This is a genomic window from Streptomyces sp. NPDC093064, from assembly GCF_044754605.1.
In the GTDB taxonomy this organism is placed as follows: Bacteria; Actinomycetota; Actinomycetes; order Streptomycetales; family Streptomycetaceae; genus Streptomyces.
In genome coordinates this window covers 1-10910 of record NZ_JBIVPK010000102.1, presented here as the reverse complement: position 1 = coordinate 10910, position 10910 = coordinate 1, and the positions used below count along the sequence as shown (strand labels likewise).

Sequence of the window (10910 nt, the reverse complement as noted above, 5' to 3'; positions counted from 1 at the left end):
GGCGAGTACTTCGACGTCCCCAACGGGAACTCCTGTCCTATGGATCTTCACGATCCAATGATCAGGGTGTCCACGATCAAGGGGTAGGGCCCGACTTCCTTCGGCACCACGCACGTCTACAGGTACGGCCCCACAGACCCGGCCGCCCAGTCACGCACCCCCGTCGTCCTGGTGCACGGGGCGGGCTCCTGCTCTGCCATGTGGTACCCGAACACCCCTGCCCTCAGCTCCGACCGCCCGGTCTACGCGATCGACACCCCTGGCGATCCCGGGCGCAGCGTTCAGCGCGAGGCCATCCATCAACCCGAGCGCGCTGCACAGTGGCTGGACGAGACACTTGCCGGACTCGGCCTTGAACGCGTGCACTTGGTCGGCTCCTCCTACGGCGGATGGCTCGCCCTGAACCAAGCGCACCGCAGGCCCGACCGCCTCGCCTCGGTCACACTGCTCGACCCCGGCGGCCTGGAGAAAGTAGGTCTGCGCTTCTTCGTCTGGATCTTCGCCAGTCTCTTCGCGACCTTCGCACCCCGGGCGCTACGCCCACGTCTGGCAGCCTTGCTGGAACAGCCGGTCCTCATCGTGCCGGAGCTACGGGCCGTGATCAGACTGGGCGTTCGCGCCTACCGTATACGCCGCCCCGCCCCACTACCCCTGTCCGAGGACGAACTGTCCACCGTCCAAGCCCCGCTCTGCCTGGTGCTTGGCAAGCGAAGCCTCATGGTGCACCCGCAGCAGCAAGTCGAGCGCGTGCCACGGCTGGTACCGGGCGCACGAGCCGAAATCATCTCCAACACCGGCCACGGACCGCAGATCGACCACGCGGACGAGGTCAACCGCCGGATGCTGAGCTTCATGAACTCCGTCGATTGACAGCTGCGGGCGGCCCGTCAAGCGGCGGGCACCCGGCAGGACATGGCCCAAGTCAAGCCGTTGGCCGCGCAGGCACTGGTCAGTGCAGGATGAGCACGGCCAGGATCCCGATCACGGCGTTGGCGGTTACGTGCACCAGGTATGTGATCAGGATGCCGCCGCTGCGTACGCGCATGATGCCCAGGACGAGGCCCCAGGTTCCCGCCATGATCATGCCGCTGATGCCGGAGGGGAAGCCCGCGTAGTGCGCGGCTCCGAACAGCACGGCTTGCAGCACGACGGCGGGCCTGGTGCCCCAGACCGCGGCGATTTCGGTCAGCAGCACTCCCCGGAAAAGCATCTCCTCCCACACCGGGTTGACCAGGGCAAAGGCTACGATGCCCAGAATCGCGAGCCAGAGGGGGATGTGCCGCAACTCCTCTAGGTACTCGCCCGGTTCGGGGCGCACCGCGAGTGCCCATGCCGTGAGTGCCACTGCGCTGAGCAGTACGGTGGCCAGCCCCAGCCAGGGAGCCTCGGGCGTCAGTGATCCGCGCGTCAGCCACGGAGTTGCGGGGCGCAGAGCAGTGCTGCGGCCGGCCAGCAGCAGGCATCCCAGGGGGAGTACGCATACCAGGACCGTGGTGACTGCGGGAGGCCAGCCGGAGAGGATCCCCGTAGCGAAGCACCCGAAGAGCGGGCCGATGAACACAGCCGCACGGATCACCGCCGGCGAGCGCAGAAACCAGGTGGTGATGATCAGTACGCCTGCGATTGCGCCGACGATCGTCGTCCGTCCGGGAGCCTCCGCGCTGATCGGCAGGACCGCGCAGATCCCCAGAGCCACCATGCACGTGCCGGCGAGCGTTTCCGTGCGGGTGGAGGCAGTTCCTGTGGTGGTGGCCTGCCTCAACGGCGGCGACTCTTCGGCTTCTGAGGCCATCACACGGCTCCGGTCGGCTTGCTGACGGGTGGACAGTCAGATCATCGCGCCTACGTGACACGAAAGACGCCGAATTTCGGCCCCTGACGTGCCGTACTTCCAGCCATACGCATGGTCCACGGCAAGCCCGGCCCGCGGCCTCGCTGCGTTCTCATCTCCAGGGCAGCAGCGATGCGTTGGGCTGGGCCTGCTGCCCGTCACGAGCCGCTGGCTGTCAGCTGGGTCCAGACGGCGCACTCGCCTCGCCCAGGTTCGCCGCTCGCTCGGTGTGCCAGGCGTGCGACATCGGCCTGCATCAGGTGGATCCGCATCAGAGTGGACACCGGTTGCGGCGAGGTCGCCTCGCATATTTCGCCAAGCCCTCATGGCATGCACGAAAGTCGGGGACGCCCGACGAATGCTTCGAGCGCCCCTGATGCCCAATCTGCCTCCGCGTGTCGCTCCTGCGCCACTGTCAACGGTGCCCGAGGTGGCAATCAGCCGGGGAAGCGGACCGACTCCAGCACCCGTGCTGTCTCCGCATGCCCCGTGTAGTCCAGGAACAGCACCCGGGAGACGGGCAGGTGCCACGCCTGGGGTGAGAAGCGGTAGCCGCTCGTGCAGGCGGCCGTCCAGCGGTCGTAGGCCGCCTTGCGGCTGCCCACCGGACGCAGGCCCGACTCGACCGGCGGCGACGACGTGCCACTGGTGATGCCGTTGAAGGAACCGTCCGCGAGGGTCGGGCGGACCGGGCAGGGCTGGACGTCGGTGGCCGCGTACCAGCCGCCGGGCTGACGGGCCTCGTAGGACCGTAGTTCGTTCCCGGCGATGGAGCCGGACTTGATGGCGATTCCGGCGCAGTCGAACATCGTGGGCAGCCCGGCCCGGTGTACGGGCTGCACGCAGGCGTCGCTGCCGTACGTCGTCAGCGTCCAGCCCGGGGGTATCTCGAACGTCAGCCGGGCGAAGGTGACACGAGGCCAAGCGGCGCGAGTGCGGGGTGCGGCCGTGTTCTTGACGGTGGACTGTTTCGGCGTGGGCGTGGACGTGGACGTGGTGCGGGCCGAGGTGGGACTCGGCGATGCGGTGGTCCGGGAACTCGCCGACGAACTCGGCGATGTCTGCGGGGTCGTGGGCCTCCCGGTCGACGGCTCCGCACCGGCGGCCGTGGGCTTCGCCGACACGGCTCCCTCATCGGCCGGGCCGCATGCGCTCACGGCGACAGCCACGGTCAGGCTCACGGCCGTCAGCAGCAGGGGTCTGAGGCGGTTCTTCATCGATGATTTCTTCATGGCAGGCAGGAGTGTGCCATCCGTCTGCCGACGCGTCTCGGAATGTCGCACAGCCCGTAAGGGCGTCGAGGCCTCACAGCGGCTCGGACGGCACCGGTGGACCATCGAACGCACCATGTCTTGGCTCACCGGCTGCCGTCGACTCCATCGCCGCTACGAACGCAAGGCCGACCACTTCCTTGCCTTCACCAGCATCGCGTGCACCCTCATCTGCTGTCGCAGTCGAGTTCTTGACGCCACTTACGCCCTTTGGCGGGCGAGACCTGCCGGTTGGCCCGGCGAAGCGGCTGCTGGACCAGGAACGCAACTTCCGGGACAGCAACCCCGAAGACTGCCCGTACCCCTTCTACCCGGAGCCGGGCGGGCTCCTGCCCTGGGCAGGAACCGACAATGGGGACCGCGTGTGCTGGCTCACTGACAGGAAGCCGGACGAGTGGACGGTCGTCTGCTGGAATCCGCGAGGCTGGTACTACGACGCGCATCCTGTGGGTGCGGTCGAGTTGCTGGTCGGCTTGGCGGGACACATCAGCACCAACGTCTTTCCTGATGCCGCTGAGTTTGCCGAAGAGGACTGATTCGCTGCTCATCGGGCGTCGTCTCCGGTCTCGTCGCCCGCACCAACTCCAGCCACCCCACCCGCCTCGGCTGCCGCACGGTTGCTCGCGACGGCATCGCATTGGCCACCGAGGGCCACTGAGTCGGACGCGCTCGCCGATCAAGCTCCGGCGCGACGGCTGTTCCCGCAGTTTGATCACGGCAGCGGGTTTTCCGGTCCTCGCTCACCAATCCCGGGTGGCGATCAGCTTCTCTGCATCCGCGTCCGTGAACCCGTAGGCCGACGCGACAAACCAGAAGTCCTCAGCGATCTCCTCCCGCGCAACCGTCTCGATCTCACTTCCGGCTGCCTCGAACTCCGCCTCCAGCAGGTTGAACTCCTCTGTCGCGGCCTGGGTGAGTGCGTACAGGGCCGACAGATCCGACGGCTGCTCAGACTCGACCCACTCGCACAGCCGCAACAGGATCGCCCTCCCGCCGCGAGGCAGCAACATGCCGAAGCCCGGCCAGCACGGCGCGGACATGGCCCGCCAGCGCGGCTTCCTGACGGGCTCCTGAACTTCCCACCGGCGGGTCAAGGCCGGATCTGGGGACCACACCCCTCCTCGTGGACGACGCCACCAGCCGGTGAGCGGACGATCATCGCTTCGTCGCGTCCACGGGAGGACCCATGACCGTTCAGCCGGTCACTACCACCCTGAACCTGACGGCCGACCGGTCGTGGCTGGACAGCCTGCACGGCACGGACTCGGTCGACTCGATGCCCCTCGACATGAGCACGTTCGCGTCCGGCACGCACTACAAGCCGTCGACCGACACGAGCATTCCCTACAGCCGGTTCCTGTCCGGCATCCCCGTCGGCAAGATCACCGCCAGCGGCCTCTACGGCCTGTACTCCACGGGCGCCTCCGACGGCCGCGAGAAGCTGGCCAGTTTCGCGTTCGCGGAGGTGCTGTTCGGGCCGGGGCAGACGAAGGTCCCGGCCGCGCTGCTGTGGCACGGCTCGGTGCGCACAGCGAAGCTCCCTGTGCCCGTCGTCCCGGTCCCCCCGTCCGCCACCTGCCAGATCCGGTTCCAGTACAAGAGGTCCGCCTCGCTCATCGGGAAGGCCTGATCCGGAGTGGTCAACTGGCGATGGGCGATCCGAGCGCGTTGGGTCTCCAGGTCCACCGGCACGTACACGAGGTCGCAGGACGCGCCTACAGACTCCACCAACCAACGGATGGCGGACCTCTCGTCACGAGACCAGCATCCGAAATCCAGGACCACGTTGGTTCCAAGCCTCAGCGCCTCCAGGGCAAGCGAGAGCAGCCGTCCTTCCAGGACATCGCGCTTCCCGTCCGCCTCCGGCTCACCGAACAGCGGAATCATCCACTCATCAGGCGTCAGCCGAAGCGCATTGTGCTCCTTGGTCAGATGCCGAGCCCTTGTGGTCTTTCGCCCCTGGCAGGCCGACTGTCAGAAACAACGTGGTCACACCCGGATCGTTCATGGAAACCACAGGGAGGACGACCGCTTTCTCTGCCGAGATCGCCAGGCCCGCGTCGCGGCCCCCGGCAAGGACCGGGTCGCCATCATTGCTGACCGTCGCCGCGTTGAAGGAGCGATGCACTGACGAACCAGAGCTCAGGAACAAGGAGTTGCGGGCGACGGATGCGGCGTGGGCGGTGGCCCGGCTGACCGAGGCGCTTGGAGACCCGTTGCCGCGTTGCAGGCCGTTAGCCTGTCGGTATGTCAGAGCGTGTCATGCCCGGTCGCACGGACGGCCTGATCACCCTGGGTGCCGCGGACACTCTGTGGGTCGATTTGACGGCCGACAGTGCTGTGCCGACGGCTTCTGGAGCATTCACCTGCTCTCCTGCCCATGCCCGGGTGGGGTACGTCCTGCTCGGCGGCCATGTGGTGGCGACGGTGAGGGCGAGCGGCGGTCAGTGGAGTGTTGTGGAGGTTGAGGTGCGCCGGGCGGCCGCGGAACTGAACGCGATTGGGATGGATGAGCAGGACCTGGTCCGCATCGGTCCGTTTCGCGGGGCGCCGAGGCAGGAGTGCAACGAGGGAACGCCGCTGCGTTGGCGCCAGCGCATCATGGGGGAACTGCAGGAGCTGGGCGGCCCCGAGCGGGCAGCACGACGTGAAGTGGGCCGGCCGTACCATCTGGCGGGGATCGACTGGCGACAGATCCTCGTGGAGCAGACCCGCGACGGGACGCAGCGGACGTGGTGGCTGCCGCGCGCTGTGGTCAGGCTGCTGGATGCGGCCGAGCACACCGAAACGCAGTGGGTTCAAGCCGCGCGGACCCGCCAGGCAAGCGCAGCCGTCACCGAGCCGCCCTCCCACCCACGGCAGGCCCGAGCCGCCGACGGTCGGCAGACGACGAGCCCCGAGGGCCCCACCGCCTCACTGCGCCCGTACAACGCAGAGCTGGAAGGCCAGCTGTACTCGGTGCTCAGCAGGAAGCCCGGTACCTCCCACAGGGTGGCTGGGTGGGCGTGCGCCGTCTGCCGCACTGCGCCCGCCGCCGTCCTCGACCACTGCCACGAACACGGCTACATCCGCGCCCCCGTCTGCCAGTCCTGCAACACACTAGAACGCCCCGACCACCTGTACAGCAACGACATCCGCGTGGCGAACCGCTACACACGCCTCTTCCACACCGACACCGACGACTGGCTCCGCCACTGGCACCGCTGCCCCGGCTGCCGCGCACGCACCACCCTGCCCCTGCCGCACCTCGCCGCATGGACCGCCCACATAGCCTGCCGATCGCTGCGCCCGACCCACCGCGCCCCCCGCGGGCGCAAGCCCTGCGGCGTCCTGCGCGTGTCCTGGACGGGCAGTCAGAACGCGCCCCGTTCCTGCCTGCTCACTGTCGCCGTCGACTTCTGCCCCTCCGGCGAGCACCGTGTCCTGGCACGAGTCCCCTACCGCGAAGCCGCCGAGCGGTTTCGTGTCTGGTTGGCCCAGACGGCCCCCGCCGTGGCCACCGCGGCCGGTCCAGACCGCTTGGACGGCCTCCCCGCCCAGTCCCGGCCAGTCATCGCGGACACCAGCGGCGAGGGCCTAGCACTGTTCTGAGCGAGCACCGGGAGACCTGACACCCCAACGTCCCCTCGCAGCTGCCGGCCCCCGACATCGTCACCCCACACGCCCCAGCGAAATGCCCCAGGCGGCCACCAAGCTCCCCCTGCCGCGACGAGCGCGGCGGCCAAGGTGAGACTGCCGCACGATCGGGTGCACGCGGTGCGCAGTCGGCCTTGTGGCGGAGACGGGGCTCATTGACGTGCTCCCTGGCCTAAAGTCCAGGGATTCCGGCCTGGGTCGTCTGACCCTTCCGGGGGCTTCCTGCTTCAACGCGCTGTGCCGGGACTTTCGTCCTGGTCTTACCGGCGCTCCACGAGGCGTTTAGCGTCTCCGCCCGTCCGGCGGCGCCCGTGAGATCCGCTACCGGCTTGACGCCGAACTCGTCGAAAATGCCGACTCTGCTCTGCTGGACGGCACCGAAGGCGGTGAGGACAACGGCGGCACTGGCGGCCCGCGTTTGGCGGCCGCTGAGTGGCAGTCCGTGCCCACGACCGGCGCCACCGGATCGTTCTCGGCCGCCCCGGCAGCCGGTCGGCACCGGAGACGGCCGTACCGTCGTCGCCACCACCGACGCGGACGGCGCCCAGGTACTGGTCGTGCTGGCGGCGGACGGCACGAAGACGGTCGTACCCGCCGTGGACCCGCAGACCGGCGAGAAGATGCCGACGGGCTCCGATCACTACTCGACCGTACGCTCGGCCTCCGGCCGCTATGTGGTGTTCGGCGACAGCGGGCGCGGAGAGGAGGACCGGCAGTACGTCGGCGATCTGGACGCCTCCGGCGGGCCGAAGGTGGTCCGGGTCCGTCAGGGCCAGGGCGGGCTCGCAGTGTGGGGCACCAAACTGTGGATGCCCAGTGACACGGAAACGGACGGCACGCTCCAGGCCGTCGACCTCAAGTCCGGCGCGACGACGGACACGGAGCAGATCACCGGCGGCTGTCTGCCGCAAGAGCTGCAGGCCGTCGGGCCCTGGGTGTACTGGGACTGCTACCCCTCAGGGACCGTCAGCTCCGACGGCCACGGCGTCTACAACACGCAGACCCAGCAGTGGTCGTGGGCCCCGCGCGGCACCCTCGGCGACGGCTATGTGGTCACGTACGACTGGGACCGCGGCCGACTCAACCTCACCCCGATTGGGGACAGGCCGCGCATCATCGAGGCGTTCACCTCCCAGTACAGCAGCCCGCTCGTGGAGGCCGACCGCTTCGGCGGCGCCATCGCGTACGCGAAGGAGCAGAACGCCCGGATCACCGTGCTCGACTCGGGCGTCGACACCTCCCCTGTTGCCGAGATCGAGTCGCAGGTCGAGCAGTCCGTGAACCTCGCATCGGCGACCGACGCCGTGTGGGATGCCGACTGGCAGCTGTCCAAGCCGGTAACCGGCGCCCAGGTGACGATCCGGAACAAGGCCGGGCACACAGTGTTCACCGGGCCGGCCAAGGAGTACGCCGCCGCCGTCGCCTTCTCGTGGGACGGCCGGAACAGCAACCGCCGGTACGTCAACGCCGGCACCTACACCTGGGAGCTCACCGGCACGCCTGCGGACGGCAGCGGCGCAGCACTGAAGGTCACGGGCACGATCGAGCTCACCAAGCCTACGAAGACGGCCGCCGGCCGAGGCACGGACAAGAGCATCTCCTAGCCGGGCGGAGCGGCACTGACGCATGTCGCACGCCTCCCTCGACGAGCAGCAGAAGGAGCTGCCGTACAGGTTGGCGTACCCGGCGAAAACAGCCCCTCCGGAAGATGCCGGAGGGGCTGTGTGCCTGGTAGGACTTTGTGATTCCGCTTTTCAGGCAGCCGTCGTCGATGAAAGGACGCCCTCGGGGTCGTCGATGCCCGCGGCTTCGACGAGGGCGACACCCGCAAAGAGCGGAAGGGCCGCCGCCCTTCTGGTAATTCCCACTGGGAGGCCGCGCGGGCATCGGCCAGGACGTCTCCGTCCTTGGTGCGGCCGCCGTTCTCGGTCGCAGTGCGGTACACCCCGTCTCCTTCGAGCCGACCGACGAGAGGCAGGCCGCCGACAGCCCCCGCTCCATCTCGGTGCTGGAGGAGAAGGTCAAGGTCCGTGGCCCGGTAGGCCGTCCGCGTACCCGGCCCGATGCCGTGGCCGGCGATAACGCGTATTCTTCTCGCGCCAACCTGCGCAGGCGCCGCATCCGGGCGGTCATCCCGGAGAAGAGTTGGCCGTGCGCCGACCGGCTACATCAAATCAGACGGTCTTTTGGTCGGGCTCGAGCACGACCTCCGGACCGGCAGCCGAGGTGCGGACCTAACCATGCGCCGACGGTGACTGGGCGGCCCCGGGCCGGTACTCGGCCGGGGCCGCATGCTGCCTTGTTCTGCCGTGCCTGCCCGCGGTCAGGTTGCCGGTGACGATTGTTCAACGGGCGCCGCCGTCGGGGTGCAGGACGACCTTGGTCCATCCGTTGTCACGGGCGTCGAAGTGCTGGTAGGCCTCGGCGGCCCGGTCCAGCGGGAGCTCGTGGGAGACGATCCAGGACGGTGTGGCCTTGCTCTGCTGGATCAGGTTGCACAGCTGGCGGTTGTAGGCCTTGATGTTGGCCTGCCCGTTGCCGACCGACTGACCCTTGAACCAGAACAGGCCGTAGTCGAAGGCGAATTCACCGTGCTGGTACAGCTTGTCAGGGCTGCCGGGGTCCTGGGGGATGAAGATGCCGACCACGCCGATGGTGCCGGTGAACTTCACCGACTCCACCAGGTTGTTCAGCGTCATGTTGGGGTGTTCATGGCCCTGGGGGTCGTGGGCCTGGTAGCCCACGCACTCACAGCCCCGGTCCGCCCCGAGTCCGTTTGTGTGCTCGTTGACCTGGTCGACAGGCGAGGTCTTGGAGTCGTCGATGGGAATTGCCCCGATCTGCTCGGCCAGTACGAGGCGGTCCGGGTGGCGGTCCACGACCATGACCTTGGATGCGCTCTTGAGGTTCGCCGACAGTGCGGCCATCAGGCCGACCGGGCCGGCACCGTAGATCACCACGGTGTCGCCGGGCTGTACCCTGGCGAGTTCCGTGCAGTGCCAACCGGTGGGGAAGACGTCGGAGAGCATCACGTAGTCGGTCTGCCGCTCCCGGGCCTCTTCCGGCAGGACCAGACAGTTGTGGTCACCGTAGGGCACGCGCAGCAGCTCAGCCTGCCCGCCGCTGTACGGGCCCATGTCGGCGAAGCCGTAGGCGGCACCGGCCGTCTTCGGATTGTCGGCAGTGGTCAGGCAGAACGCGGTCAGCCCCTGCTCGCAGTTCCGGCAGAAACCGCAGCTGATGTTGAACGGCAAGCAGACCAGATCCCCGACCCTGACCCTGTCGACTCCGGCGCCGACCTCGGTCACCTCCCCCAGGTTCTCGTGTCCGAAGATCCGTCCCTGCTCGAAGTCAGTGCGGCCCTCATACATGTGCAGATCCGAACCGCAGATGTTGGTGCTGGTGATCCTCACCAGCACATCGGTGGGCCGTTCGATGCGCGCGTCGGGGACATCCTTCACACTGACGGTGCGCGGCCCGTCATAGACAACAGCCTTCATGGCTTCCCCTTCGATTGCTTCACCACACGGTGGCCGGCATCAGGAGCTGCGCAAGGAGATCAGGTCACTCTGGACGACTCAGGCGACGGGAACCGGCACGCGGGCTCGTCCCACGCAGGTGCGAGAACAATCCCGCGCTCCGCTGGGCCCTCGGCCTTCGGTGACCACTACCGCACCACCGCTCCTCCACCCTCCCACCTCCATCAGGCGTGTCAAGCCGTGGTCGGGAAGTGCCTGTGGAGCCTGTCCGTGGGAGACCTGGGTCCCAGGAGAATGGGCCAACCGGCTGTTTGCAGGAGATCTCCGACCCAGATCATCGAGGCGCGGAGTTCGAGGCCGGCGAGGTAGCTTTCGGGTGTCTTGTCGGAGCGTGTAGCGATGCCGCGCCAGTCCTTCAGACGGTTGATCAGTCGCTCGACGGTGTTGCGGTCACGGTGAGGATCGGCGTCGTAAGTGACGGGACGGCCGCCCCGGCTGCCCTCGTCCCGCGGCGCCGACGGCCCCGTAGTCCATCTGCTCCAGCTTGTCGAGGGCCACCGACGATCTTGAAAACCGTCGTGGCGCGAGTCATCGTGGGTGCGCGCGGCAGGGCCGGGCCCGTAGCGTGGCCGCATGCCGAAACCTCAGCACATCGTGCACATCACCGAGCGCTCTCTATGGGAGACGGCCCGT

The 10910-nt window shown here is 68.1% G+C and carries 8 protein-coding genes and 5 pseudogenes; 7 read left to right on the top strand and 6 right to left on the bottom strand.

The features are described from left to right. Nucleotides 1-93: 93 nt before the first annotated feature. A pseudogene (locus tag ACIQFZ_RS42370) lies at nt 94-870 on the top strand (alpha/beta fold hydrolase); the annotation flags it as partial. Between the two features lie 79 nt (nt 871-949). Here the strand turns inward: ACIQFZ_RS42370 and ACIQFZ_RS42365 are convergent. Together ACIQFZ_RS42365 and ACIQFZ_RS42360 are read right to left on the bottom strand one after the other, a co-directional pair. Further along, on the bottom strand, nt 950-1792 hold the full coding sequence (locus tag ACIQFZ_RS42365; RefSeq protein ID WP_402693868.1) for a lysostaphin resistance A-like protein: 843 nt from the start codon (nt 1790-1792) through the stop codon (nt 950-952). A 476-nt stretch (nt 1793-2268) separates the two neighbouring features. Continuing rightward, nucleotides 2269-3063: a hypothetical protein gene (locus ACIQFZ_RS42360; protein WP_402693870.1), complete on the bottom strand. Its 795-nt coding sequence runs from the start codon at nt 3061-3063 to the stop codon at nt 2269-2271. Between the two features lie 28 nt (nt 3064-3091). On the opposite strand from ACIQFZ_RS42360, the pseudogene ACIQFZ_RS42355 reads away from it, so the two are divergent. Beyond that, nucleotides 3092-3277: pseudogene (locus ACIQFZ_RS42355) on the top strand (transposase); the annotation flags it as partial. A gap of 16 nt (nt 3278-3293) precedes the next feature. Beyond that, nucleotides 3294-3638, top strand: a complete 345-nt coding sequence (locus ACIQFZ_RS42350; protein ID WP_402693869.1) for a hypothetical protein — start codon at nt 3294-3296, stop codon at nt 3636-3638. 204 nt (nt 3639-3842) lie between these two features. Here the strand turns inward: ACIQFZ_RS42350 and ACIQFZ_RS42345 are convergent, their stop codons facing one another. Continuing rightward, nucleotides 3843-4142, bottom strand: coding sequence for a DUF5713 family protein (locus ACIQFZ_RS42345; RefSeq protein ID WP_402693867.1), 300 nt, complete (start codon nt 4140-4142; stop codon nt 3843-3845). Nucleotides 4143-4288: 146 nt separating this feature from the next. Between ACIQFZ_RS42345 and ACIQFZ_RS42340 the strand changes: the two genes are divergently transcribed. After that, a complete protein-coding gene (locus ACIQFZ_RS42340) occupies nt 4289-4732 on the top strand; it encodes a head decoration protein (protein ID WP_402693866.1) in 444 nt (147 codons plus the stop codon). Here ACIQFZ_RS42340 and ACIQFZ_RS42335 read toward each other — a convergent pair. Beyond that, nucleotides 4654-5095, bottom strand: a pseudogene (locus ACIQFZ_RS42335) (AAA family ATPase); the annotation flags it as partial. The gene ACIQFZ_RS42340 and the pseudogene ACIQFZ_RS42335 overlap by 79 nt on opposite strands. Nucleotides 5096-5349: 254 nt before the next feature. Here ACIQFZ_RS42335 and ACIQFZ_RS42330 point away from each other — a divergent pair. The 3 genes and pseudogenes from ACIQFZ_RS42330 to ACIQFZ_RS42320 all read left to right on the top strand — a co-directional run. Continuing rightward, nucleotides 5350-6693 (top strand): endonuclease domain-containing protein, encoded by a 1344-nt coding sequence (locus tag ACIQFZ_RS42330; RefSeq protein WP_402693865.1) that lies wholly within the window; start codon nt 5350-5352, stop codon nt 6691-6693. A gap of 602 nt (nt 6694-7295) precedes the next feature. Beyond that, the gene (locus ACIQFZ_RS42325) at nt 7296-8342 is read left to right on the top strand and encodes a FlgD immunoglobulin-like domain containing protein (RefSeq protein WP_402693864.1); all 1047 of its coding nucleotides are present in this window, start codon (nt 7296-7298) and stop codon (nt 8340-8342) included. A gap of 437 nt (nt 8343-8779) precedes the next feature. Then, nucleotides 8780-8884, top strand: a pseudogene (locus ACIQFZ_RS42320) (IS5/IS1182 family transposase); the annotation flags it as partial. Nucleotides 8885-9083: 199 nt separating this feature from the next. On the opposite strand, the gene ACIQFZ_RS42315 reads toward ACIQFZ_RS42320, so the two are convergent. After that, nucleotides 9084-10238: a glutathione-independent formaldehyde dehydrogenase gene (locus ACIQFZ_RS42315; protein ID WP_402693863.1), complete on the bottom strand. Its 1155-nt coding sequence runs from the start codon at nt 10236-10238 to the stop codon at nt 9084-9086. 284 nt (nt 10239-10522) lie between these two features. Beyond that, nucleotides 10523-10717, bottom strand: a pseudogene (locus ACIQFZ_RS42310) (hypothetical protein); the annotation flags it as partial. Nucleotides 10718-10910 lie beyond the last annotated feature (193 nt).